The sequence below is a fragment of the Chryseobacterium sp. JM1 genome, from assembly GCF_000737715.1.
Taxonomy (GTDB): Bacteria; Bacteroidota; Bacteroidia; order Flavobacteriales; family Weeksellaceae; genus Chryseobacterium.
In genome coordinates, this window is sequence record NZ_JPRN01000009.1 from 1 (window position 1) to 25519 (window position 25519).

General features: G+C 37.4%; 20 protein-coding genes. 4 read left to right on the top strand and 16 right to left on the bottom strand.

Annotation, left to right across the window (positions count from 1 at the left end; translation table 11 throughout):
* Positions 1-464 precede the first annotated feature (464 nt).
* From IW22_RS15085 to IW22_RS15160, 15 genes are all read right to left on the bottom strand, one after another.
* Entirely contained in the window at positions 465-719 is a 255-nt protein-coding gene (locus tag IW22_RS15085; RefSeq protein WP_034728262.1) for a hypothetical protein, read from the bottom strand.
* A 141-nt stretch (positions 720-860) separates the two neighbouring features.
* Entirely contained in the window at positions 861-3524 is a 2664-nt protein-coding gene (locus tag IW22_RS15090) for a glycoside hydrolase family 3 N-terminal domain-containing protein (RefSeq protein ID WP_034727936.1), read from the bottom strand.
* Positions 3524-4966, bottom strand: coding sequence for an alpha-L-fucosidase (locus IW22_RS15095; RefSeq protein WP_034727937.1), 1443 nt, complete (start codon positions 4964-4966; stop codon positions 3524-3526). Before IW22_RS15095 ends, IW22_RS15090 begins: the two co-directional genes overlap by 1 nt.
* Before the next feature lie 577 nt (positions 4967-5543).
* Positions 5544-6248, bottom strand: coding sequence for a YqjF family protein (locus IW22_RS15100; RefSeq protein WP_034727939.1), 705 nt, complete (start codon positions 6246-6248; stop codon positions 5544-5546).
* A gap of 170 nt (positions 6249-6418) precedes the next feature.
* Positions 6419-6880, bottom strand: coding sequence for an SRPBCC family protein (locus IW22_RS15105; RefSeq protein ID WP_034727941.1), 462 nt, complete (start codon positions 6878-6880; stop codon positions 6419-6421).
* A gap of 26 nt (positions 6881-6906) precedes the next feature.
* Complete coding sequence (locus IW22_RS15110) at positions 6907-7266, bottom strand: hypothetical protein (protein WP_034727944.1); 360 nt, start codon at positions 7264-7266, stop codon at positions 6907-6909.
* Between the two features lie 78 nt (positions 7267-7344).
* Positions 7345-7746 (bottom strand): hypothetical protein, encoded by a 402-nt coding sequence (locus tag IW22_RS15115; RefSeq protein WP_034727946.1) that lies wholly within the window; start codon positions 7744-7746, stop codon positions 7345-7347.
* A gap of 7 nt (positions 7747-7753) precedes the next feature.
* The gene (locus IW22_RS15120) at positions 7754-8098 is read right to left on the bottom strand and encodes a hypothetical protein (protein ID WP_034727949.1); all 345 of its coding nucleotides are present in this window, start codon (positions 8096-8098) and stop codon (positions 7754-7756) included.
* Positions 8099-8166: 68 nt separating this feature from the next.
* Entirely contained in the window at positions 8167-8670 is a 504-nt protein-coding gene (locus IW22_RS15125; protein ID WP_034727952.1) for a GbsR/MarR family transcriptional regulator, read from the bottom strand.
* Positions 8671-8821: 151 nt separating this feature from the next.
* Entirely contained in the window at positions 8822-9742 is a 921-nt protein-coding gene (locus IW22_RS15130) for a hypothetical protein (protein ID WP_034727955.1), read from the bottom strand.
* Positions 9742-11175 carry an MBOAT family O-acyltransferase gene (locus IW22_RS15135; RefSeq protein WP_034727958.1) on the bottom strand — a complete coding sequence of 478 codons (1434 nt, stop codon included), beginning with the start codon at positions 11173-11175 and terminating at the stop codon, positions 9742-9744. Before IW22_RS15135 ends, IW22_RS15130 begins: the two co-directional genes overlap by 1 nt.
* Before the next feature lie 379 nt (positions 11176-11554).
* On the bottom strand, positions 11555-16123 hold the full coding sequence (locus IW22_RS15140; RefSeq protein ID WP_034727960.1) for a TonB-dependent receptor plug domain-containing protein: 4569 nt from the start codon (positions 16121-16123) through the stop codon (positions 11555-11557).
* A gap of 3 nt (positions 16124-16126) precedes the next feature.
* A complete protein-coding gene (locus IW22_RS15145; protein ID WP_034727963.1) occupies positions 16127-18898 on the bottom strand; it encodes a hypothetical protein in 2772 nt (923 codons plus the stop codon).
* Positions 18899-18965: 67 nt separating this feature from the next.
* Positions 18966-21245: a TonB-dependent receptor plug domain-containing protein gene (locus tag IW22_RS23700; RefSeq protein ID WP_051891256.1), complete on the bottom strand. Its 2280-nt coding sequence runs from the start codon at positions 21243-21245 to the stop codon at positions 18966-18968.
* A gap of 10 nt (positions 21246-21255) precedes the next feature.
* On the bottom strand, positions 21256-21774 hold the full coding sequence (locus IW22_RS15160) for an RNA polymerase sigma factor (RefSeq protein ID WP_034727966.1): 519 nt from the start codon (positions 21772-21774) through the stop codon (positions 21256-21258).
* Between the two features lie 221 nt (positions 21775-21995).
* Between IW22_RS15160 and IW22_RS15165 the strand changes: the two genes are divergently transcribed.
* The 3 genes from IW22_RS15165 (at position 21996) to IW22_RS24435 (ending at position 23721) form a co-directional block, all read left to right on the top strand.
* The gene (locus IW22_RS15165; protein WP_034727969.1) at positions 21996-23198 is read left to right on the top strand and encodes an aminopeptidase C; all 1203 of its coding nucleotides are present in this window, start codon (positions 21996-21998) and stop codon (positions 23196-23198) included.
* Positions 23199-23372: 174 nt separating this feature from the next.
* Positions 23373-23531 (top strand): bacteriocin-like protein, encoded by a 159-nt coding sequence (locus IW22_RS24720; RefSeq protein ID WP_410492856.1) that lies wholly within the window; start codon positions 23373-23375, stop codon positions 23529-23531.
* A 28-nt stretch (positions 23532-23559) separates the two neighbouring features.
* On the top strand, positions 23560-23721 hold the full coding sequence (locus IW22_RS24435) for a bacteriocin-like protein (protein WP_165571895.1): 162 nt from the start codon (positions 23560-23562) through the stop codon (positions 23719-23721).
* 211 nt (positions 23722-23932) lie between these two features.
* Here IW22_RS24435 and IW22_RS15170 read toward each other — a convergent pair whose 3' ends face one another.
* Positions 23933-24994 carry an NADH:flavin oxidoreductase gene (locus IW22_RS15170; protein WP_034727971.1) on the bottom strand — a complete coding sequence of 354 codons (1062 nt, stop codon included), beginning with the start codon at positions 24992-24994 and terminating at the stop codon, positions 23933-23935.
* Between the two features lie 124 nt (positions 24995-25118).
* Here IW22_RS15170 and IW22_RS15175 point away from each other — a divergent pair, with 124 nt between their 5' ends.
* Positions 25119-25505: a winged helix-turn-helix transcriptional regulator gene (locus tag IW22_RS15175; protein ID WP_034727972.1), complete on the top strand. Its 387-nt coding sequence runs from the start codon at positions 25119-25121 to the stop codon at positions 25503-25505.
* Positions 25506-25519 lie beyond the last annotated feature (14 nt).

Consider the following 25519-nt stretch of genomic DNA (forward strand, 5'->3'; position numbering starts at 1 on the left):
CGAAATAAGGTATTGCTGATCAATAGTCGTGGTCACCTGGCTTAGAAAATTCTGTGTAGAAGACCTGATGTCTTTCTGCCACAATACTTCCTGGGCAGACAGTCCCAGAAGTGTGCACAGCATCAGTGCTCCGGAGTATATTTTTTTCATCCATTTAAGTTTTTAAGTTAATATTAGTTTTATAAATAATGCGGCAAATTTAACATTTTTTAACACACCTGCAAGTCTCCTTACTGAGATTTAATATGAATTTTATGAACGTTCAATATTAAATGAGATCACTCATATTCATAGAACCAATCCAGATCTTCATTGCGACAGAACATATCGTATTATATCACATTATATATTTTCTTATTTTTTAAAACATACTGATATTCACTTCATCAATACCTGAAAATACGGTCCACTTAAAACAAAAAATACCCCTAAGTTATTAGAGGTATTTTTACAATATAATGGGATTACATTTTTCTTAGTAATTTTTTCTGGCTCTGGTATTTTTCATTCAAAGCTTTTAACTGATCACGTTTCATTTTTTTAGTGGCAAGCGGATGATTCAAAATGAGTTTTTTCTCTGTATTGTATCTTTTGTCCAGCTCACGCGATTTGATATTAATCAATTCACTTTTAGTAGGAGGAGCAGGTGGTCTTTTCTGGGCATTAACATTCATTGATAAGCCTAATAACACGACTGTTGATATCAAAAACTTTCTCATGAGATTTATTTTTTTTGAATGGTTTAAATAATCAATTTTTATCATTTAAATTCATTCAGGTTTCTATAAATATTACATATATCATACCATCGCAATCCATTGAATTAAAATATCACAAATTTTTAACGCAAAAAAGGGAAATTATTCCACCTCAATATTCCTTTTCAAAGGCAGGTTTTTAGAAGAATTTCCAACCATAATCCGGTAGGTTCCTTTTTCAACGGTCCATTTCATATTTTCATCCAAAAACCGAAAGTCTTTTACAGGAACTTCAATTGTCACCTGTTTGGATTCTCCCGGATTCAGATGAACTTTTTTTAATCCTTTCAATTCGATAACAGGTCGGGATACTGATGCCAGCAGATCTTTCACATACAGCTGAATCACTTCACTACCGGCTTTTGATCCTGTATTTTTAACCATAACTTTTGCCGTGATGGTTTCATGGTCTGAATATTTTGTTTTGTCTAACTGCAAATCAGACATTTCAAACGTCGTATAGCTCAGTCCAAAACCGAAAGGGTACAAAGGCTCTCCACTCAAATCGTAATAGTCATTTCCTCTTCCGGTTGGGTGATGATTGTAGGTCAAAGGTAACTGCCCCTCTTCCACCGGAAACGTAATGGGAAGTTTTCCGGATGGATTTTCAACCCCGAAGAGCACTTTTGCCACCGCATTTCCTCCTTCTTCCCCGGGATACCAAACATCCAGAATAGCTCCTACTTTATCTTTCCAGGTCGTTGTTTTTATAGCAGAACCGCCTACCAAAACTACAGTGACAGGTTTGTTTAATTTTGACACTTCATGAATCATTTTTTCCTGATTTCCCGGAAGGCTCAGTGAAGAACGGTCCTGAAATTCGCCTTCATGAATGCCTGCCGTGATGATGATATGATCTGCATTCTGCGCCATTTTTAATGCCTCATCAAAGTCTTTCTGATAATTGTCTATACCGTAATTCCAGATCAGTTCAATATTCGCTTCGCCCCTGTTTTCACGGAATTCAACGACGATATCATACTGTTGATCTTTCACAAAATCCACAACTGCTGTTTTGGTAGAATACCCCAGTTTCTCCCATTGATCAATCACCGGTTTTCCGTTTAAATACAATCTGAAACCATCATTTCCACCCAATCCCAACTGATATTTTCCACTTTCCGGAGCTTTCAGTTTTCCAGTCCACCGAATGCTGTAATTATCTGTCTGCAGTTTTTCAGGATCCGGAGAATACAGTGTCCATTTAAAGTTGATCTGTTCATCCTGCCTTTCAAAAGCCGGAGTATCTTTCAAAACACTGTTGGAAAAATAACTTCCGTGTAATCCTTTTTTGTTTCCAAATGATAAAAGGTCGGCGGGAACTGTTTTAAAGTCCTTCATATCCCATGTAATTCCTTTTGCATAAAGGATTTCTATATTTTTATCTTTGGTGAAATTTTTAATGCCCTGCAGAATATTCACTTTATTATTTCCCGGTCCGGAATATCCGCCCAACCTTGCATCAGTGGCATCTGTTCCGATAACTGCGATCCTTTTTACGCCACCGGAAACTGGGAGCGTTCCATTATTATTTTGCAGCAGAACAAAAGACTCAACTGCGGCCTTTTCCGCCAATGGTTTATGGTTGATCTTTTTTAGTTCCTGTATGTCTTTCCCCGAAATGTAAGGATTTTCAAAAAGTCCCAGTTCAAATTTTGCTCTCAGCACTCTTGCTACAGCATCATCTATTCTATTTTGTGAAATTCTTCCGTCTAAAAATGGTGGAATAAAAAGTTTGTAATGCTGATAGTCTGTCTGAAATATCACATCCAATCCTGCATTGATGGCCTGTGCCGAAGCATCATCATAATCCTTCGCCGTAAAATGAAGTACATTCGCTCCTCCTACCGCACTGGCATCACTGATCACAAAGCCTTTGAAATTCCATTCTTTTTTTAATTTTTCTGTGAGCAGCCAATGATTAGCCGTTGAAGGTCTTCCGTCCAACAGGTTATAAGAAGTCATGACCGATCTGCTTTTTCCCGTTGTAAATGCTTTATCAAAAGGAACGAGGTGAGTTTCTTCAAGATACCGCTTACTCCAGTGGATCGGATAAGAATCTCTTCCACCCTCGCCCACATTGGCTAAAAAATGTTTTGGAGTGGTAATGATTCCCTGATTTTCAAAAGAACTTACAAAGCTAACGCCCATCAGTGACGTTAAAAAAGGATCTTCTCCATAAGTTTCCTCTGTACGTCCCCATCTGACATCGCTGGCAAGATTCACTACAGGTGTCAGAATCTGGCGAATTCCCCTGAGTTTTGATTCTTTTGCTATAGCTGAGGATACTTCCTTCATCAGATCTGGATTAAAAGAAGCTGCCAAACCAATAGCCTGCGGAAATGCAGTGGCCCCTTCGCGAACCAACCCATGCAGAGCTTCATCAAAAGGAATGATTGGAATTCCGAGTCTGGATTCTTCAACGAAGTATTTTTGGATAGCATTGATTTTTTTTGCCAGCTTTTCAGCATCTTCGTTAGCATTGTATGTGAGCATTTGTCCGGCAGCACCTCCGCCCTGGTTTCCGGCACTTACCTGCAATCCGAAGATTCCGTGTCTGTATTTATCTTTTGGAACATTATCCAGATCTCCGGGAATCATAAAACACTGCCAGAATTTTTCTTCCGGTGTCATTCTTTTCAACAGATCCTGAACTCTGATTTCTGTGGATTGTTTTGAATCTTTGTATAATCGTTTTTCTTTTTGAGCATACAAGTAAACAGAACTGAAAGACAATACAATGACCGTAATTTTAATCAACTTCATTATTTCGTCATTTGAATTACAGTAGCCAACTTGAGTTTTGTCCTTTCTTCAGGAAGTTTTATTTCAATCCTGTTTCCGGTTTGTTTCCATTGAATTTTTGAGCTCATGCCAAGAATTTTCAATGATTTTGGCTTAAAATTTTCCGGAAGTGTAAAATGGAGTACCGATGGCGTTTTATACTCTGTAGTATCATCGATATGGAAAACATTCAATGTTTTAGCGTCTTTTGATTGGGTATAATAAAAATTTCCATCGTGATACGGCTCTGCACTTCTGGTTGCGAAAACCGCTGACTGATTTTTGTCCATCCAATTGGAAATTTCTTTTAATCTTTCATACACAATCGGGTCATAATCTCCATTGGGACCGGGAGCAATATTCATCAGATAGTTTCCGCCTCTTGAGATAATTTTTATAAGGGTTTCTATGATTTTCTGGGAAGATTTATAGTGATCATTGGGAACATACGAAAAAGAGTCTCCCATCGTGATGCAGCTCTCCCAGGGAATAAAAAGGGCATGTTCCGGCACCGCCTGCTCAGGAGTTACATAATTCTCCCATTTTCCGGGTACGGTACGGTCTACCACAATAATTCCCGGTTGATTTTTCCTGGCCATGGTCCCGATTTTATCCATATCAATATCCTGCTCCACTTTAATGGTTCTCTGCCATTCCACAGAAGGATCGATGGTTTTAAAAGGACGTACCCAACCTCCATCCAGCCAAAGAATATCAATTTTTCCATAGTTGGACGTGATCTCGTTCAGCTGATTAAAAGTGAATTTTTTAAAGCTTTCCCATCTTTCAGGGTATTTCTTCGGATCATAGTTGACATTTCTGTCTTTTGGCGGAAAGTATGGCCACCAGTAGTTTTCAGAATGCCAGTCAGGTTTTGAAAAATAGGCTCCGATTTTAAACCCATCTTTTCTAAAAGTATTGAAGATTTCTTTGGTAACATCCGCTTTTGGATTTTTTGAGAAAGGAGTTTTAGCAGAAGTAATTTTATAATCGGATTCTTTGGTATCAAACATCGTAAAACCGTCATGATGCTTTGTCGTAAAAACCACATACTTCATTCCGGCTTTCTTAGCAGCATCAGCCCATTTTTGAGGATTAAATTCTACCGGATTGAAAGTTGTCTGAAGATTTTCATAATTCTTTACATACTCATTGTAAGATTTTCCATATTCCGGTTTTCTCTGTGTCCAGGACTCATCTTCCGGGCACAGGCTCCAGCTTTCCACAATTCCCCACTGACTGTAGGTTCCCCAATGCATAAACAGTCCGAATTTAAGGTCCTGCCACTCTTCCAGATTCTGAACAACGAGCGGATCGTCCGGCTTTTGATAGCCTGCAGAAACATTATGTGCCTGCGAAAAACAGGCTGAGGATATAAAAAAAGTGGACAGGAAAAGGCTTTTCGTTTTCTGTTTAATGAGCATACAAGGTTCGTTTTTGCTAATTTAAACATCCTTTCTTTAATCGGCAAACCTTAATTTTGATGTGATAGGATTGCATCCTATCTTGGGGTAAATCGGCTGGTTGTCTCGCGCAGATTTTTATGATATATTTCTGATAGGACTGCATCCTATCCTGGGTTAAATCGCCACGTTGTGGCTGGGTTGTCTCGCGCAGATTGTGCAGATGCAGCAGATTTTTATGATATGCTTCTGACAGGACTGCATCCTATCCTGGGTTAAATCGCCACGTTGTGGCTGGTTGTCTCGCGCAGATTGTACAGATGCAGCAGATTTTTATGATATGCTTGTGATAAGACTGCATCCTATCTTCGGGTAAATCGCCACGTTGTGCCTGGCTGTTTAGCAGATTTATGATATACTTCTGATAGGACTGCATCCTATCTTAGGATAAATCGCCACGTTGTGGCTCATTTTTCTCACGCAGATTCAACATTTTCTCATTTATGATTTCTTCAACTTATATGAACTTTAATGGATTCAGTTTTCAGCTTTAATTAAAACGTGTTTAAAAACTTTTGTCTCTTTTGTGGTGAAAAGATCACATGATGTATTTCTTCGTTTTCACTTCAATTTCAGAGCCTTCTGCCAGCATGACAGAAATCGGTTTTTGTTCATTAAGAAACTGAAAGTCTTTCCCGTAGAGTGCATTAAATTCAATATCCAGCTGGTAATCTTTAACCGGATAGTATTCCCATTTCGGGTGACAGACTTCATATTCGGAGGTTTTATGTTCTCTTTTGGTGAATCCGAAATAATGTTCGGTAATGAATTCAAATTCTGAATCATCTTCCATCGGCAAAGCTGTACTATCAGCCGTTATTTGGATGGAATGCCAGCTTTTATCTTTCCATTCGTATTTTACCGTCAGTTTATCATCATTCAATCTGATTTCATTATTCATTGGCATGGTTTTATAATTTTCTTTGTAAAATGAATTGGCTACAAAGCTGAGTGCATATTTAGGAACAATCTCTTTAATAAAAACCACACCTCTTTTCCATGTATTTTTTTCTTTCTTTTTAACGTAAAATCTTAGATTAACCTCTTCAAAATTCCGGTAGAAAGGAATGGAAAGTCCCAGTAATTTCGTGTTTAAAAACATAAATCCAACCAGACTTATATAACACTTTCCTTGATAAAAATCCAGCTCAGTCCCTTCAGGAAGATACTTGACTAAAACCTCAGGGTCTATGTCGTAATTGATGATGGCCAGTTTTCGCCATTCGGCTTGCAGGAAGTTCATTTTGTTGTTTTTTTGGGTGGGTTATGAGTTGGAGTGTTGGAGTGTTTTAGGGTTTTAGGGTTTTAGAGTTTCGGGATGTGGGGTTCGGGATTCGGGTTATTGCGTTTGAATATTTTGATTCAATAATCTTTTATTATCACTCTTTAATTTTAACGAAAAGTAGTAGTTTATTACGGGGTATTAATTGATTCCGCGATTTTCTTAATGAGTTCGTTTCTTTCTAATAGAAATTTTCTCATATAATCTTTAAGGAAAATATGGTTGAAAAATGTTCCGATTATTCCAAAAGGAGATTCGAATTCAAATAGATCAATCATGACTGTATTTCCGTTTCTTTCTTTAAAAATATGCTGATGTTTCATTGTTTTAAATGCCCCTTTAAGCATTATATCTGTGAACTGGACCGGTTTCTCCATACTTATAATTTTTGTTGTCAGTGTCTGATAAACGCCTAAATGTTTAGCGCGCCAGGTCACCGTTTCATTTTTCTCAATAAGTCCGGAAGTTCTTCCTGCTATTGCCTTTTCATTGGTTTTCCCAGTTGATTTTTGATGCAGATCAATATCTCTTGCCAAATCAAAAACTTTATGAATATCTGCTTTGATTGCTGTTTCTAAATAAATTGTAGTCATTTTGTTATTTTTAGATGTATGCAGGTTTATGGATAAGATTTGTAAACGTTATAATAATCATAGATGTAGATCATGGCCATCACCGGGCTGTAAAATAAAGAGGCAAATAAAACGGACATCAAAATTTGAGAAACATCGTAATCTGCACCAGATGTATACTTCAAAAGTACTGAAGTCCAAACAGGTATAATCAATATTCCGTAGATGATATAAAAAACTGATTTCTTTATGGGCAGAAACAGTCTGATCAGAAAGCTTATCAACTGGGCGCCACCCGTCACATAGTAGAATAAAAGGAAATTATAGCCGCCAAAACCTGCCAGGACCATTCCAATCATCAGCATGATCAGCTGAATATAAAAGTCGATTATTACAAATGTTCTCATGATTATTTCTTTTAAAAGGTTAAGAAATCGCCTCTGGTTCTTTTATTGTTAGATCTGAAGGTGATGTACATCCAGATTTTAAAGATGAGTGTTTTCATTTTCGATGAGTTTTTCTTTGTTCATAGCATGTTTACGGCCTTTCAGAAACAGAAGGAGGTTAAGAAGCATCATCAGGCCGAGATAGATAGAAAAACCTCCGATTTTTTTACTTAAAGCGACAACCAGTCTTTCTATGGTTTCAATCTGAAAAAATTCAATGATGCATAAAGCAAATCCGATATTCAGGAGATAAAAACCAATCTTAAAGAGAGAATTCGTTGCCATCGCGATGTCTTTTTTCTGATGAAAAATATCAATCATGAATGTTTTTGAGTTTTTGAACAGAAACTGGGACACCAGCACGGTAAGAGCGATTACAATAGGAAGATAAATCATGTACGCTGAGAAATTGTACGTCGTGGTTAAAACTGTTGTGGTCATAGCTGTATTATTTTAATGTTAATTTGTTTCTTAAAAAGTAAAGGGTAAAAATGTTCATAAAATGCAGTACACAAAGGATCAAGGCAATATATCCGATACGGATGGCAGTCACCGCGATGACTTCTTCCAAAGAACTCACCCGGTCCCAGAATGCGAGATTGACCGCAATGTATCCCAGATTCAGCAGATAGTAGCACCCAAGAAGAATCCTGTTGATGGTAAGGCACATCACGCTATCATGAATCAGGTATTCCAGATAAACCTTTCCGGTCTGAAAACATCTCCTTCCGACATCTATGGTGATGTAAGAACTCACCGTAAGAAAAATGATATATGAGACTATATTAAACATCTTATAAATATTATATTTTCAGTAATTTTTGAAAATTAAATTCAAATAAAAAAGGATCATATCCTCTTCTATTTTAGCAGGTTGGTAATTTTTCCTACCAGCCAGTGATCATCGCTTTTGATCGCCAGATCCATAATATTGTTAATTTTCCCGGTCACGGAGCTGAAATCATCCATCAGCTTTACAAATTCTTTCGCTTCATCGGAATCATTGTCCTCTATATTCTTTAATTCTTCCAGAAAAGAAATGACAGGTTCTATTTCCCTTTTTCTTCTTTCTTTCGTGATTTGCTTAAACAGATACCATACATCTTTTTCTGCTACGAAATACTCTTTCCGGTCTCCTTTTACAAATTCTTTTTTTACAATTCCCCAGTCTATCAATGCACGGAGGTTCATATTGGCATTTCCTCTTGAAATCTCCAGCTGCTCCATCACATCATCAGTAGAAAGTGGTTTTCCAGTGGCCAGAAGCAATGCATGAACCTGTGCCATCGTACGGTTGATTCCCCAGTTGGTGGCGAAGGTTCCCCATGTTTGGATGTACTTTTCTTTTGCTTCTGATAGTTTCATTTTTTTCTGTCTTTAATTTCTATAACAAATGTAATTATATTTTTTGAATTTTCAATAATTTTTGAAAATTAATTTTTATCCATTTGATTGGACGGTATCCTATCCTCGATTAAATCGTCACTTCGTGACTGGCTGTTTGTTTAGTAGTTTATTATTTGGGGAGTTTCTTTTCTACCAGTTTAGTTAGCTTTTCTGCTCCGATACTGTTCAGATGATCTGCATCATAGAAATCAGAAATGTTAAAGTAAGAACTTTGCATATAATCAATATGACAGCATGTTTGTGGATATTTCTTTAATAAATAATCATACACATTCATCGTATTGGCAAGTTGAGATTGGTTACAATTCTGATAATATTTAAGAGTGACGGGACTTGAAAGGAAAACCACCTTGATTTGCTTTTCTTCAGCAAATTTGACCATCCTGTTTAATATCTCTTTATTTATCTCAAAATTATGTAGGTATTCTTCTGACTGTATATTAAAAGTATGTCTTTTGGCTGCTACTTTTGCCGACTCACTGATATCAAACGGAGAAGGTGATTGATAAGCTGTTCCAAATCCCAGACGGGTGCTAAGTGAATGATGTTTTTTTTGAATATAATAATCTTCAATCTTTTTTATTTGATCCTGAATCTTTCCATTAAAAATCTCTGTATAATTGATCGGGTCATATCCTATACCGAAATGATAGTATAAATTGTAGTTTTTAATTCTCCACTTATCATTCGCTGTTTCCAAGGTATAATACATGGAAACGTAATCTGCAGGAATCACAATATATTTCAGATTTTTCCAATGGTATTTATCCAGAATCATATGGTCCAGATTAAGAGACTGCGATATATAGGATGCATTATAAGATTGATGTAACGCGAAATCCGGATTAATCCCAAAATACACATGCGAGTTTCCCAGATAGAGCACTTCTACGCTGTTTGAATTTTCATCCAAGTAATCACTTTTGATAGCGTACTCATTTGGAATACGTTCAAGTAGATACTCCATTGCGGCTAAAACAGCGACAACCGGAATCATGAAGTAAACGAGATTTTTTAGCAGCTTTTTCATTAGAATTGAAAATAAATAAAAATTTGTTCTTCACCCGAGAAATAAATAATACCACCCATAAGGATGTAATAAAACCCCCATCTCACCCATCGGTTATGGTCCAAATGCATCTTTTCAATGGCAAAATTATCTTTCCTTCCAAACCACTCTACCGCCATAAAAAACAGGATGATCGCCACCAGCCATTTTACTTCTTTTTGCGGATATTTTAAAAGTGAATAGCTGCAGATTCTCCGAATGTATTTCAAGGCATCCATCACACTGTCAGCTCTGAAGAATATCCATGCGAAAACGGTAAGTCCAAACGTAAAGCCCATCATCAGGATTTCTTTTACATTGGGAAATAAGGAATTTTCAGCAACAACATTTAAATTATTCCTGTTGGTTTTAAAGATAATTGAAGGCATAATAAATAAAGCATTTAGAAATCCCCAAACGATGAAGGTCCAGTTGGCTCCATGCCAGAAACCGGAAACGAGGAAAATAATAAATGTATTCCTTATTCTCATCCAATTTCCCCCATTACTTCCTCCTAAGGGAATATAAAGATAATCCCGGAACCATGATGAAAGTGAAATATGCCAACGTCTCCAAAACTCTGCAATATCACGTGAAAAATAAGGATAATTGAAGTTTTTCAATAAATCAAACCCAAGAAGTCTCGCCGTCCCCAATGCAATGTCTGAATACCCGGAAAAATCTCCATAGATCTGAAATGCAAAGAGAACAGCACCAACAGCCAACGTACTTCCATACAATCCCTGGTGATGACCAAAAATATCATTTACATAAATGGCGCACTGATCAGCAATTACAATTTTTTTAAACAGTCCCCAAAGGATCTGCCGTAATCCGCTTAATGCATTTTCATAACCGAACGTTCTCTGAATTTTGATCTGAGGCAGTAAGTGGGTCGCTCTTTCAATAGGACCGGCTACCAGTAAAGGGAAAAAGCTTACAAATAAGCTATAGTCTACAAAATTGCGCTCAGCCTTTATTCTTTTCTTATAAATATCAATCACATATGAAAGACCATGAAATGTATAAAATGAAATCCCCACGGGAAGTATGACATTAAGAAGCCAGATATTGACTTTGAAGCCGAAATTTGACAGAAAATCGGCAAAGCTTTCAATAAAGAAATTGTAGTATTTAAAAAAGCCCAGAAATCCTAAATTAATGACAATACTTAATGTCAGCCAGAATTTAGCTTCCCTATTATTCTTACTGTTTTCAATCTTAATGCCTGAGAAATAATCCAGTCCAATGGAGAACATCAAAAGAAACAGAAACCTCCAGTCCCAACAGGAATAAAAATAAAAGCTTGCGATGAGAAGTAAGATATTCTGCCATTTCAAACTTTTATTTATCATCCAGTAAATGCAGAATATAACCGGGAAAAACAGGGCAAATGAAAGGGAATTAAATAACATTTATATTTTCAAATTTGTTTCGCAAATATAAAAAAGAAATAATACATATTTATTAACAATAACATTAATTTAATTAAACAAATATAAAATAATTAAGAATATATTACTAAATACAAAACACCCCATTACCCGGCATTTATATGAATTTATTTAATCATAAATAACTGTTTACCTTAATTGTAGTATATAAATGTTTATTTTATCTTATAAAATTGATAGCAATTGTATGTATGGATTTTAAATGTGTTTGTTTTTTTGCTAGTTAGAACTTCGTGACTAGTGTTTGTTTATAAAATAAAAAAGAGGTAATGCTTAAAACAATACCTCTATCTTCTATTTTTTATTTAAATAATATTCTTTAAAACACTCCCATTATTCATTACTCATTACTCATAATTCTGGTACTGATTCCCTCATTCCAAGACTTCGCTTCAGGCATATAATAAAGATATACATTGCTGGCTTTTCCGGTATATTCTCCTGCAAATTCAACTTTAAGATCAAGATTGATCACCTTTGTTTCCTCAGCATCAAAATGTTCCCAGTACAACACCAGATAATTGTCGAATATTTCATAATAAGCGACTTGCTTTTTGTCAATAAGATCTTTCAACAGAGCATTTTGGAGAGTCAGCCCGGCTGGAATTCCGATTTTAGCAGTGACCATCTGTAAAGGTCCGTTGATTTTATTTTTTACCGTAACCGTCATTCTGTTGGTCTCCCCTACTTTCGCCTTTGCAGATTTCAGCGTGGTCTCCAGTGTCACAGGAATATCCTTACTTTCCGGAGCCTGTAAAGTGTAATACTGATAATCCAGCTTATATGGCAATCCTTTTGGGATGTCTCCGGCATATTCAATGTCTATTTCGTTCTCTCCGGTCCTGTATGCTGAACTCAGGCTTACATCAGGGGCTACTTCTACATTGTTTATTTTAATTTTTGGCTTTTCGGTTCCGTACAGCTTTTCATTTTTAGCAAAGAAATCAGACATCGCTTCCAAGGCTAATATAGTAGCCTGCGTGGAGCCAAAACTATAATATCCGTTATAATTGATCAATTGATCTGCTGCTTCTGCGATTTTCAGCTGATTGATTTTTTCATCCTTCTGAAGGGCCATGATGTAAAGCGACAGCGTTTCTGCATTGGCTGAGACCCCTCCGGAGCCTGTAAAAGTGACCTCCGTTTTTTCAGTTTTACTTTCATACTGCTGATTCAGTAGTGTCATAAGCTGTTGATATTCTTTTGCTTTTCCAAGATAGGCAGATGCATTGGCCATCAGGGTGAGCTGGTAAGAATCTTTTGTGGCTAATACTTTATTCAATGCATTTTTATATGGTTCTTCCAATTCATTTTTTAACCCGATTTTTGACAGAGCATAGATCACATACATATTTCTCGACCAGGCATAATTGGAGAAAGGACTCTTCATTTCAAAACTTTTTCTTACTTCAAAAGTTCCGTTCTGATTTTTCCTGGATAAAATGAAAGAGGTCAGATTCTGGATCAGCTTAGGATCAATGTCCACATATTTCTTAAGATCCCTGAATTCCAGTAAGGCAAAAGCTGACACCGAAGCATCAGATTCCGAAGCATTGAAATATCCGAAACCTCCATCCTTATTTTTATAGCTAAGCATTTTCTGGTAGCCCTTTCTCATATTTCTGATCACAAAACTTTCCGTCTCGGGCGTGATCTTTTTAATTGATTTTAAATAATCAAGAATGAAAATATTTGGATACACCGTAGATGAAAGCTGCTCAAAACATCCGTGAGGTTGGCGTTTCAATCTTTCCATGTCATCAAACAGCTGAAGAGCCGTATTTTGATACACGTAATACGAAGATGAGAAACTTCCGTTGATGTATTCCGGAATGTTGGCCTTTATGTTTTCAGAAGAATTATTGATGACAGAATAATGGTGCGGAAATCCTTTTTCTTCAACATTAAAAGGAAAAATAGCCGCTTCTCTGAAGTCTCCTGACTGTATTGAAAACTGGATATTAGAACTTATTACATCATCAGTCTGCATGGTCACAAACAACCTTCCCGATTCCAATGGTTTCAGGGTAATGATACTGTCAAATTTTATTAGTTTAACTCTATTCGGAACAATGACATCCATGATCATTTTCCGGGTTTCTGCGGAGTTGTTTTTAATGACTACCGGAATCGTCATCTGATCTGCCCTCGTCAGGTACTGAGGAATTTTAGCATCAATGGAGATGAGGCTCTGAGCAGCATATACCGTTTCATCCCTTCCTATCTGGCCTTTCCCGGAAATACCTTCGGTTATGATTCTGAAAGCAGTATTGGCATCGGAATTATAAAATTCAACCTGCGCTTTTCCTTTTTTATCAGTTTCTAACACAGGATTCCAGTAGATGTTTTCCCTGTAGTCAAAACGGTATGAAGTATTGGTACTCTGATAGACAGGATACTGAAAATTTCTGCTGTAAGAATAGGTAACAAGGCTGTCATTCGGAACTGCCATCACTGCATAATAAGATTTTGGAGTAACGTCAATTCTCAGTTGTGAACGCGAGTTTTTGACAGAATTAATAAGAATGACTCCATTAACCCCCAAACTTCCATAAAGAGATGTGGCAGCAGCATCTTTCAAAACCGTTATACTGCTGATATCACTTGGATTGATTGTTGTTTTGAAATTTTCGACCAGCACTCCATCAACAACATACAGCGGAGTTTTGTTTGATACAGAAACCGATCCTCTTATCACAACATTACTTCCGGGCTGTCCACTGGCTCTGTTGACCATAACTCCGGAGACTTTTCCTGTTAATACAGATGCAACATCCGGATTCTGCAATCCTTCTTCCTTTGAAACAGTTGTTGCTGATGCTAAACCATTTTTTTTGATTCTATAAGCCATTACGACCACTTCTTCAATTCTATCTGACTTTATAGTGTCACTTTTCGTATTTCCTCTGCTTTCGGATGATCTTTTTGTACGGCTTTCAGGAACATACTTTGTCTTTTCCTGCTCTATAATCTTTTTTTCAGGATCTTTTCGCATTTCTATCTTTCCGGTTTCTTTTACAGCTTCTTTAACGATTTCCTGTACATTCACATTATTCAGTGATTTTTTCGCCAGCGGATTTACCGGAAGCCTGTAAGATAGAATTCTGATCTTCACCTCCTGTTTAGGTTGAAAAGATTTAGCAACAAGTTTGTAGGAATTATCTTTTTTAAGATCCGAGAAATAGAATGTTCCCTCTTCAGAAGTCGTCTGTTTAAGAGTTTTGTATCCTTCGATGAGGTAAACGTCGGCTTTGACAGGTTTCCCATTCTCATCTTCTACAATTCCATAAATGGGATTCTTTTTTTCAGGAAGGTATTTATATTTTTGATTTGTAATGACTTCGGGAACCATCTCAAAATACCTGTAGCCATTGGTAAGCATCAAAAGATCAAGACTCTTAGCTGCCTTTTCTTCTTTTTTATCAAAATAAAACTGTGGTCTTTCCACTTTTCCTTTCAATTCCGAATCCATCAGGAGCCAGGAAATGATATTATTCTGTTTGTCATCCGCATAGGTCCAGAGTTTATCATCTACAACGCTCATAGCAAGATTGGCAGGAACAGGAAGTCCGTTTTCATCCGTGGTTTCAATGTCCAGTACTACTTTTTCCCTTGGAAGATACTGTTGTTTTACAGGCTTAATTTTCACATTCATCTGTCTGTTTCCATGGGCAAAAACAATACGTTCTGCAAGGGGAATTTCTCCTTTAAAAACAGTAAATCTGCAAATACCGGCGGGAAGTTCTTTTTCAGAAATTTCAAACTGATTAAAACCTTTCTGTAATGAAAATGTCTGATTATAGATCTCTTTTTCCCGGAAGCTTCCTTTTAAAATAATTGTTTTTGCTCCTGTAGATTTGATCTTTGCGTAGATCTTTTGGTTTTCTTTATGCATATTAAAAACCACACCTTCATCTTTAGCCTCAGGAAGCGGGTATGTTTGGGAAATATTTTCAGGTTTAAGGACTTTTGCGTAATACGTTTCTCCTTTTTTAGGAGTAAAGAGAAAACTCCCCATTCCAAAATTATAGGCTGAAGTTTCTGCTACTTTTTGGTTGTTCTGATTAAAAATTTCCAAAACGGCATCAACAGGTTTTTCATATTCATCTACAATTTTAAATGCTACATTCTGCTCAATTCCATTGATAAAAGTTCCTCCTTCCGGCATAAATTTCACATCAAGATGATTCAGAACAATAGGAATATTTCTGGAAACAGATTCTGTAAAACCATCAAAATTCACTTTAATATTCAGCAAAGCATCAGAAGATTTCAAAACCTTCGGAAGATTGAATTTAAGCTGTTTTTTGCCTTCATTATCGGTGAGCAGTTTTCCTTCTGAAATGATCTCCCCATTGTGCATCACCGTATAATCTGCTTCATAGAAAGGAATCACCTGATTGCTTAGGCTTCGCATTGAAAAATCTGCCAAAACCTCATCACCCGGGCCATATCCTTTTTTAGGAAACTCAAGCTTCATCAGAATTCTGGGTGAAACTACTTTCTGTAAGGTGATTTCTTTTTCAAAGGCATTTTTTCCTTCCTCATTCTGCATCCAGTTCGTAAAGGCTCTGATTTTGTAAATTCCGCCCTTCATCTCATCACTGAAATAGAAATATCCTTCTGCATACCCTTTTTCAATCTCGTATTTGGCTTTTTTAATCACACTTCCGCTTGGATCAATCAGTTCAAAGTTGACAACCCTGCTCTGATCCGCCGGAAGATTATTTTCGGCTTTCACGACGTAAATTTTAAAGTACATTTCTTCACCAGGCTTATAAAAAACATGGCTGGTTTGTATATACGTTTTTTCTTTTTCGAAATCTTTAAAGTGATTTTGTGCCTTCAATCCAATATTTGAAAACACTAAAGCAAAGAGTAAAATATAAGTTGTTATCTTGAAATTCATACCTTAAAATTGAAATGAAACCATGCATCCAAAAGTCTTGTAAGAAGGGAGATTGAAGAAATCAAGCCCTTTTCCGCTGTCCAGATCGTAAAAATTCTGGTTGGGATCTGCTCCCTGATTGGCCTGCCAGAGAAGAATATTATTGACGTAGAAGGTAATTCCCAAGCCTCTTTTAAATCGGCCAACATCAAATTTTCCTGTTAGTGAAATATTGTTGATCCTTACATAATCTGCCTTCTGCACATAATCTTCTGCCACGCCTGTATAACCGTATCTTGTCCATCTGTTCTGTGAAACATTCTGTGCCGGATTGTAAAAATCGACCGGAATCTGATTAGGAGTTCCGTTTGAACTTACTCCCTGAAACACATAGTTTTTGATATTTCTTTCATCGCCTGAATTTTGAGAACGTCCGTAGTAATCCAGTACCGCTTTGGTTCCATTCCAGATCTGACCGCCTTTTTTCCATTCCCAGTTGATATCCAGAGAAAACATTTTATAATTGATGGTATGATTAAATTTAACGACAAAATCAGGGGTAGGGTCAGCAATAATTTTTAATCCATCTGCTTTTTTTGGATATCCGAACTCATCAATGATCAGCTCTCCGGCAGCATTTCTTTCAAAATAACTTCCCATCACGGCACCAAAAATTTGCCCTTCGGATAAAGTCTTATACACATCACTGAATCCCGCAATCGGAAGATTGTTATATCCTGCATTTACCCTATCTACTACGTCTTTGTATTTAAAAAAGGAAACCTTATTACTCATCTTGAAATCTGTTCCCAAATACATATTGTCATAGGCAAAATTCACTTCATAGCCACTGTATGAATGGTCTGCCAGATTCTTCAGCTGCAATTGATTATTTTCAAAAACCGGAAAAACATCATTGATCACTTTTCGATTAAAATACTCGGCTTCCAAACTCATGTTGTAAGCAGCCTTCAATCTAAAGCCTGCTTTTCCTTCCTTGCTGTTGATATTGGAAAGGGTCCGGAATGTTTGAGCTTCTAAAACCGGAAAATACTGATGGGCATTCTGAGCCTTCAGCAAGGTTGTGGCATAAGAAGCATAAGATTTCGTGATCTCAGGCTCTGAGCTTATTTCCGTGTAGGCTCCCAGAATTTTAAAATCTACGCTGTTCAAGTTAAAAATATTCTGAAATGTCAGATAGGCATTCACTTTCGGAAGCCAGTACATGTTTTTAGCAGATGTATTTGATATGTAGAAGGCATTCCCTACATTAAAACCTGCGCTGATGTCACTGCGGTAGCCGGAATAATCATATTTATAGTTTAAAATATAATCCTGTGATGTCCTCTGATACACATATTCTGTTTTTGTCAGGCTGTTGTAAACTTCAGATTTCCTGTCATTCAGGAGAAAATTCATGCTCAGGACACTTCTCCTGTCGCTTTCCCCGAAAGTATAGGATCCCGAAACATTAGAACTGTAAAGTTTGTTCTGCTGGCTGCGTTCACTGTACAAACCGTTTGTAAAGCCGTATGCAGATGGGTTGCGGTAATCAACATTCAGGAAACGGTCGTTTTCGTAGGACTGATTGATGATCAATTTAAAATCGGAAAAGTTTCTTTCCAGCCCAAAGCTGAACTGTCTCCTGCGGTCGCGATAGTTGTATTTATTTTCCTGCTCCAGTAAAAAGTAAGGATTGTCTGCATACTGGCCATAGCTTCTCTGTAAACCGTTTGCCAGAAGTGTATTCTGTGCATTTGAAAAAGAAATGGGTGTAAGCAGTGCATTTTGATAAACCATGTTGAAAAGTCCTGCTCTGTTAGAATTTACTGCTTTATTTTCATCATAATTAAATCCCAGATTCACAGAGAATTTCAGAATTTCAGAACTCAGCTTTGTTTTAAATGTATTGAAAATATTGTATTGATCCACAAAATAAGTCTGATCTTTCTGCTGTCCCAAGTCTAAGGAAAGCCTGAGCTGTTCACTATAATACCCTTTGTTCAGGGAAGTGTTCAGCCTCAGCTGATTGTTGTGGCTGAAAACCGTTTTGAAAATATCGTTGTTATAAGCTTTTGCCGGAAAAATTCCGGTCCCAACAGGAATCAGTCTTCCATTCCAGTCGTATTCATAAGGATGATGATCAAATCCCAATGAAGAAATATCCGGTCCGAAACTGAACATTTCACCTGTTTCGGGTCCATTCCACTCCAGCTGACCGTTTTGGGAACGTCCCTGAACATAACGGTTTTGGGTATTTGGAATAGAGTTTCTCGTTTTAACGTCAAAAGAGGTTGTAAAACTTCCGCTAAAATCAATAAATTTCCTGGGCTGTTCTTTTAAATAGTAGGTATTATCAGTAACTTTTTTGATCTTACGGACCGCAGAGAAATTATAAGCTGATTTTCCGGTTACGTATTCTTTGGAATCTTCAACGCTGAATTCATCTTTGAGTTCTTTCGTCACTAAGCTGTCGTAGGCCCTGCTTCTGGACGTCCAGACACTTGCTTTCTCCGTTCTGCTTTCTAAAATGCTCTTAAGCTCACGAAGTCCACGGGCTACAAGTTTGTTTTTTCCGTCATTCCAGATCAGGGTATCATTTTCTTTGGCGGCAATAATGGCAAAACCTTTTCCATCGGTAAGTTCATATATTCCGTTATTCTTATTATAAACCTTAAGGAAATTCTGAGGTTTATCTTTTTTATTTAAAAATACTCCTGAATAGTACAGCTGAGAGTTTTGCGAAAACAGAAAGTTGGCTGCAAAAGGCAACAACACCAAATAAATTTTCTTCATCGTTATTAATATTTCTAAAAATAGAGAAAAAAAAGAAATTCCCGAAGAAATTTCTTTTTCAAATACATTAATTTTTAATCACCTTAAAGGTTTCCCACTGATCTCCAGATCTCAATCTTAAGAGATAAATACTCTGGGGATAGGAAGTAATGTCGATTGTGTTTTTACCTTCTTCAAGTTTCTCTTTTCTCATGATGATCTTTCCGGCCAGATCATAAACGAACAGTTCGTCTATGGCATATCTGGATTTTATATTGATGATCCCTTTGGTAGGATTCGGGAAGATCACCGTTTTGGATTCCGGTTGATTATTAACTTCTGTTTCGAGCTTTTTGTTCAGATGATCATTTGAAATTCCGTCGTTGCATTCCGGAAGTGTTGCTCTCTGAAGAATCAATCTTAATAACAGTGCATTCAGCTTTTCTACTTCATAGGAATCAATGGTAGGTTTTATATGGTCATTACCAATACCACTGTCGTTGGTTAGAAAAGTGTAGGTCCCGTTCGTCAGTAAAGCAAATGTTCTCATCAGATATTCCGTCTGTTTATCCGTATCACTTGCTGCCAGAGGAATTACTGTAATTCCTTTTTTGGAGGCCAGTTTTATTTTCTCATATAGTTTGTTGATATTTTCCTCTGAATGGTGTGGAGGTGCATCAAGAATCAAAAACATGATTTTGGCTGAATTTTCATTGCTCCATTTCAGTTCATCAATAGACACCTGCATGGCTTCCACAACCGCTTCAGGGGTATCTCCGCCTCCACCTGCATTTTGTTTTTTAATGAAACTGACCAGTTCTTCAGCTTTATCAGAAAAGTCAAATTTTCTCGTTACATAGTCGTCACCCTGGTCTCTGTAAAAGACGGATCCGTACCGCACCGTTGTATTTTTAAGATTGCGTTCCACCTTTTTTAAGACATCAAGGAGTTCAGACTGCAGATATGAAATTTCGTCTCCCATAGAACCTGTAGCATCCACTACAAATGCAAGATCCAGATTCCGTTTGGTAACACAGGCTCTGTCCATCATCACCAGGTTCTGTCCGTTTTTAAAATCTCTGATATTCGTACTGATGATCTGTCCTGAGCCGTCCGCTAAATAATATTTTCCGAAAATTGAATTACTGCCTTTCATAGGCTCTATCCACAATTCTGCATTTCCTAAATTATTGGAAACCGCTTCCCAGATGACCTCTTTTTTATCGTTCAACAGCTTTACTTTTTCTCCGATTACCGGTTTTCTGTTTTTGTTGACTAGCTGTACGGAAACCCTTCTGTCAGGAAAGAACTTCCATATATTTTTATATTCGTCAAGCGTAGGAACTGCGATATCTTTCCAGTACTCCCATTTTGAGAAATCATTCACTTCCCCGGCGGTTAGTAGTCCTGCTTTCGGAAGATCTTTATCTTCTTCTTTAATAACTTCTTCCGTTTTTTTTGAGGCTTCTTCTTTAAGTTTTTCCAATTCGGATTTCGAGAGGCCACGGGTTGTCACCAAAATGACCCCATTGCTGGCTTTACTGCCATATAAAGCTGTAGCTGCCGATCCTTTTAAGACTTTTATCTCCTTAATATTGCTGGGATCCAATGAGTTAAGCACTTTTGATTCTCCGCCAAATACCACTCCATCTACCACAAATAATGCTTTATCAACGCTCATACTTTTAGCCCCTCTTATACGAATTTCTGAATGTTTTCCTGATGAAACAGATAGCCCGGCTACTTTACCACTTAAAGAAGCCATTACCGGCAAACTTCCAGCTCCTATCTCCCTGGAAGCAACCATCGTACTTGATGAAGTTACTGAGCTTACCTTTTTTTTCAGCCCCATAGAACCAGTCATCACGACTTCTTCTATCCTTGTTTCTCTTAAAGTATCTCTTTTTCTCTGTCCGGAATATTTATACTCCTCTGGCGGTTCAGGGAGTTCGCAAGAAATGGTTCTTGGGTTGTCTAAACTTATGGGCGCTACGGGTTCATAAGCAAGTACGGGCTGCACAGGTTTTAGTTCTATTTCTTTTTCTATATTGGCTTTTACTGTACTGTCTACTGTCTGGATATTATTCTTTTCAGAACGATTTTCAGTCCTGTTTTCTACGATTACAGGTTTCGGGTTTTCAGCAGTTTTATCTTTACTGATAAAATAAAACGCCCCCAATCCAATGATTAAACTTGCCGCGATTCCATAAGGAAACCACACCGGCAGTACTCTTTTTTTCTCTTCTTTTTTATCTAAATTTTCTTCAACTTTTGCCCAGACTTTATCAAAACCCGGAAAAACGGTCGGTTCTTCTGAAAGCTTAGAAGCATCATTGAATTTTTTATCTATGTCGTGATTGTTTTCCATTGCCTAAAATTTAAATGTTCTGATTAACCAAAAGTTCCTGTAGTTTTTTCCTTGCAAAATTGAGCTGGGATTTAGAAGTTCCCTCGCTTATAGAAAGCATTGAAGCAATTTCCTTATGCGGATATCCTTCAATCGCAAACAGGTTGAATATGGCTCTGCAGCCTTCCGGAAGAAAGTTCAGCAGGCTCAGGATATCTTTCTCAAACGAAATGCTTTCGGATAAGGTTCCGGATGTTTCTGCAAAACTGTCATCCATAGAGACGAACTGTGTTTTCGTAGCTCTCAGTTTCTGAAGGCATTCATTGACAGCAATTTTTCTGGCCCAACCTTCAAAAGTGTCCACATTCTGGAGTTGGCTGATCTTTGTGAATATTTTGTAGAATGTATCGGCCAATACTTCTTCAATATCTTCATCATTTTTCAGGTAGCGTCTGCAGACTGAGTACAGCTTGCCCGCCATTTTCTCGTAGACCTTCCGCTGTGCACTGCGGCTGTTACGTTGGCATTCTATTAGTAATTCTCTTTCCATAGTCAGGCTTTATACTCTTATAGATGCATCAACTTTGAGACAGGTTGGAAACATTTTAAATATTTTTTTGTAAAAAGGCAAAATAGTGAATAAACTGATACCCAAACAGCTTCGTTTAATTTCTTTTTTTTCAACTTTTTTTCACTTCCAAATTTAACTTTTCCCTTTGTAACAAATCTTTAATAGGAACGACTATTCGTATAAATAATCTTTTTATAGTAATGAAAAATACCAAAATTGCCTCATTACTTTTTGTTTTGTCTGCAGGAAGTATGATGTTTGCCCAAGATGACTTGATCAACAAATTAAAGAACAATCAATCACAAAATGCTAATTTTCAGTTCACCGCGTTAAAAGACGTAGGAGCGACTTCAGTAAAAAACCAGGGATCATCCGGAACCTGCTGGAGCTATTCAGGGAACTCTTTCCTTGAATCTGAAATGCAGAGGATGGGTAAAAAACCTGTAGATCTGGCTGAAATTTTCACGGCAAGAAATTCTTACCACGATAAAGCTAAATTATTTGTCCTTAACGGCGGAGCGATCAGCTGGGGTGACGGAGGCGAACTGCACGACGTGATCAATATGTACAAAAAATACGGTGCGGTACCTCAGGATGTGTATACAGGATTAAAATCCGGACAGAGCCTTAATAACTTTAAGGAAATGCAGGGGAAATTAAAAACAGTTCTGGACAGTCTTGTTCAGGCAAGTTCAAAAGGAAAACTTTCGGATAACTGGATGGATTCTGTAGATTCAATTCTGGATGAATATCTTGGAAAAGTGCCAGCTAATTTTACCTACGAAGGAAAAAATTATACGCCTAAAACATTCGCTAAGGAAGTTGTAGGCATCAATCCTGAAGATTATATAGAAATTTCTTCATACAAAGATTACCCGTACTACCAGAAATTCGTAGTTCCGATTCCTGATAACTGGAGCCATGATTCTGACTGGAATGTTCCGATGAAAGATTTGACAGCAATCATTGACAATGCTGTAAACAAAGGATATTCCGTAGGATGGGCTACAGACGTTTCTGAGCCTTATTTCTCATACAAAAACGGGGTAGCTTATGTTCCTGATGTGGATTTGAACGGGATCACTCCTGAAAACAAGCAAACACTTTTCACTGAGCCTAAGAAAGATAAAACTATTACCGAAGATATGCGTCAGAAAGCGCTTAACAACCTTTCTACCACGGATGATCACGGTATGCATATCGTAGGATTGGCGAAAGATCAGACCGGAAAAGAATATTATATGGTTAAAAACTCCTGGGGTGTAACCAATGATTTCGAGGGTTATCTTTATGTAACCAGACCTTATGTAGAATACAAATCAACTGCGATCCTGATCCATAAGAATGCGGTTCCAAAAAGTATTCTTAAGCAGCTGAAGCCTACTAAAAATATTGGTTTATAATACAAAATCACTGTTACCGTTCACTGCGGTAATTTTAGATATTTAAATCTGTTAAAACCGCGCTCCAAAATTTTTGGAGCGCGGTTGTTTTTTCTAGTAATCATATTTTTTCATGCAAATATTTCGCTGTGTGGTGAAAATATTTTACTTTTAATATTCAACAAATTATTACGTATGAAAAATTTAAAAAAATTAGCCAAGTCAGAATTGAAGAAAATTAATGGTGGAAATGCACCAGAATGCCCGGAAGGAACTACACCATGTTATCATCGCCGTAACGGTGATATTCCAAGTTACTGGTCATGTGAACCAGGCGTAGGATGTCCTAAATAGTACACACGTAGAATCAACAAATTAAAGTATGAAAAATCTAAAGAAATTAAAAAAATCAGATTTAAAGGAAATTAATGGCGGAAATGCACCGGAATGTCCGGAAGGAACTATTGCCTGTCTTATACCCCCTAAAAATGGATTTCCAGTACGTTGGAGATGCACTCCTGTTACTGAGGAATGTCCTGATTAACACCAATCAAAACCCGCTTCCAGAAGTTCTGAAAGCGGGTTTCTTTTAAATAAATAGGTGAAAATTAAATATAAATTAAAGAAAATTTGTATTGTTTAAAAGTGAGTGGTCAATGGTCAATTTTGCTACGCAAGTGAATGATACCCCCGCCAATTCTTTTATAAAATTAAAAATTGACATCGAAGCGAATTCACAATTGACCATTCACCTTTTAATACAGTTTCGCCATGCTTTCCGCTGAAAAATCCAAAAGCTCTTCTGTATTTCCGGTTTTTATTTTTTGAACCCATTGTGGATCCTGTAGAAGTGCACGTCCTACGGCTACAAGATCAAATTCCTGATTGTCCAGTCTTCTGATCAGTTCCGTAAGGTCTGCTTTCTCTGTTCCCTGTCCTGCGAAGGCACTCATAAAATCTCCTTTCAATCCTACAGACCCTACCGTGATTGTTGGCTGTCCTGTAATTTTTTTAGCCCAACCTGCAAAATTTAAGTCAGAACCTTCAAATTCCGGTTCCCAGAAACGGCGTTGTGAACAGTGGAAAATATCCACTCCGGCTTCTTTTAACGGCAATAACCATTCTTCCATTTCTGCTGGATTGGCGGTTAATCTGCTGCTGTAATCCTGCTGCTTCCATTGGGAAAGACGAAGAATAATTGTGAAATCCTCTCCTACTGCAGCTCTGATGGCTTTAACCACATCCACTGCGAAACGGTTTCTTTCTTTGATGGTTTTTCCACCGTATTCATCGGTTCTGGTATTGGTTACTTCCCAAAAGAACTGATCGATAAGGTAACCGTGCGCGCCATGAATTTCAAGACAGTCGAAACCAAGATCTTTTGCGGATTTTGCAGAAGCTGCAAACTGTGCAATCGTATCCTGAATATCTTCTAAAGTCATGGTAGAAGCTTTCTCCATAGGAGCCAACGGATAGTCTTCAGACGATCTCGTATCTCCTACGTGCCAGATCTGAGGTCCCATTTTTCCACCATGCTGATGAACAGCATTGATCACGTTTTTCCAGCCTGCCAGTGCTTCATTTCCGTAGAAGTCCGGGATGTTCTGCATATTTTTAGAAGCTGTTCTGTTGATCACGGTTCCTTCAGAAAGAATTAATCCAACGTCGGAAGCGGCTCTTCTTGCATAATATTCTGCGATATTTTGAGTAGGAACTCCATTATCAGACTGTGCTCTGGTCATAGGCGCCATTACGATTCTGTTTTTAAGTTCCAGGTTTTTGTAAACAAAAGGTTTAAATAATGATTCTGTGCTCATTTTTAAATGGGTATTTTATAATTGTTACACAAAGTAACTAATAATAGTTCGTATTTGTATCTCTTGTCAGAAAAAAGTGGTAACTTCGCAGTAACTTACATTAGTAACTTAAAAGTAACAACGTATGGTAAAGAGTGAATTGATGAAATACAGCTGTCCTCTGGGCAAAGCAATGTCTGCATTAGGAAGCAAATGGAAACCAATTATTGTATTGGTGATCAAAGACCGTAAACTTCGATTTGGAGAACTTGCCGTACGGATTAACGTAATCTCGAGAAAAGTACTGACCGATCAGTTAAAAGAAATGCAAAATGACGGACTGATCATAAGAGAAGAGTTCAAAGAACTTCCTCCGAGGGTTGAATATTCATTGACAGAAAAGGGATTGGCGTTATTGCCGATTTTATACCTTTTGGAAGAATGGGAGGCGAAGTTTGACAATAAGGAGGTGCAGTATGATAAGGATTGTAATGTGCTTGACAGTAAAATGAAAAAAGCTGCTGAAGCCTGATTTTATTTTCCATT

Excerpts from the sequence above, each read along its gene's own strand:
- IW22_RS15085 (WP_034728262.1), bottom strand. The coding sequence starts at position 719 with ATGAGAAAGTTTTTGATATCAACAGTCGTGTTATTAGGCTTATCAATG.
- IW22_RS15090 (WP_034727936.1), bottom strand. The coding sequence starts at position 3,524 with ATGAAGTTGATTAAAATTACGGTCATTGTATTGTCTTTCAGTTCTGTT.
- IW22_RS15095 (WP_034727937.1), bottom strand. The coding sequence starts at position 4,966 with ATGCTCATTAAACAGAAAACGAAAAGCCTTTTCCTGTCCACTTTTTTT.
- IW22_RS15100 (WP_034727939.1), bottom strand. The coding sequence starts at position 6,248 with ATGAACTTCCTGCAAGCCGAATGGCGAAAACTGGCCATCATCAATTAC.
- IW22_RS15105 (WP_034727941.1), bottom strand. The coding sequence starts at position 6,880 with ATGACTACAATTTATTTAGAAACAGCAATCAAAGCAGATATTCATAAA.
- IW22_RS15110 (WP_034727944.1), bottom strand. The coding sequence starts at position 7,266 with ATGAGAACATTTGTAATAATCGACTTTTATATTCAGCTGATCATGCTG.
- IW22_RS15115 (WP_034727946.1), bottom strand. The coding sequence starts at position 7,746 with ATGACCACAACAGTTTTAACCACGACGTACAATTTCTCAGCGTACATG.
- IW22_RS15120 (WP_034727949.1), bottom strand. The coding sequence starts at position 8,098 with ATGTTTAATATAGTCTCATATATCATTTTTCTTACGGTGAGTTCTTAC.
- IW22_RS15125 (WP_034727952.1), bottom strand. The coding sequence starts at position 8,670 with ATGAAACTATCAGAAGCAAAAGAAAAGTACATCCAAACATGGGGAACC.
- IW22_RS15130 (WP_034727955.1), bottom strand. The coding sequence starts at position 9,742 with ATGAAAAAGCTGCTAAAAAATCTCGTTTACTTCATGATTCCGGTTGTC.
- IW22_RS15135 (WP_034727958.1), bottom strand. The coding sequence starts at position 11,175 with ATGTTATTTAATTCCCTTTCATTTGCCCTGTTTTTCCCGGTTATATTC.
- IW22_RS15140 (WP_034727960.1), bottom strand. The coding sequence starts at position 16,123 with ATGAATTTCAAGATAACAACTTATATTTTACTCTTTGCTTTAGTGTTT.
- IW22_RS15145 (WP_034727963.1), bottom strand. The coding sequence starts at position 18,898 with ATGAAGAAAATTTATTTGGTGTTGTTGCCTTTTGCAGCCAACTTTCTG.
- IW22_RS23700 (WP_051891256.1), bottom strand. The coding sequence starts at position 21,245 with ATGGAAAACAATCACGACATAGATAAAAAATTCAATGATGCTTCTAAG.
- IW22_RS15160 (WP_034727966.1), bottom strand. The coding sequence starts at position 21,774 with ATGGAAAGAGAATTACTAATAGAATGCCAACGTAACAGCCGCAGTGCA.
- IW22_RS15165 (WP_034727969.1), top strand. The coding sequence starts at position 21,996 with ATGAAAAATACCAAAATTGCCTCATTACTTTTTGTTTTGTCTGCAGGA.
- IW22_RS24720 (WP_410492856.1), top strand. The coding sequence starts at position 23,373 with ATGAAAAATTTAAAAAAATTAGCCAAGTCAGAATTGAAGAAAATTAAT.
- IW22_RS24435 (WP_165571895.1), top strand. The coding sequence starts at position 23,560 with ATGAAAAATCTAAAGAAATTAAAAAAATCAGATTTAAAGGAAATTAAT.
- IW22_RS15170 (WP_034727971.1), bottom strand. The coding sequence starts at position 24,994 with ATGAGCACAGAATCATTATTTAAACCTTTTGTTTACAAAAACCTGGAA.
- IW22_RS15175 (WP_034727972.1), top strand. The coding sequence starts at position 25,119 with ATGGTAAAGAGTGAATTGATGAAATACAGCTGTCCTCTGGGCAAAGCA.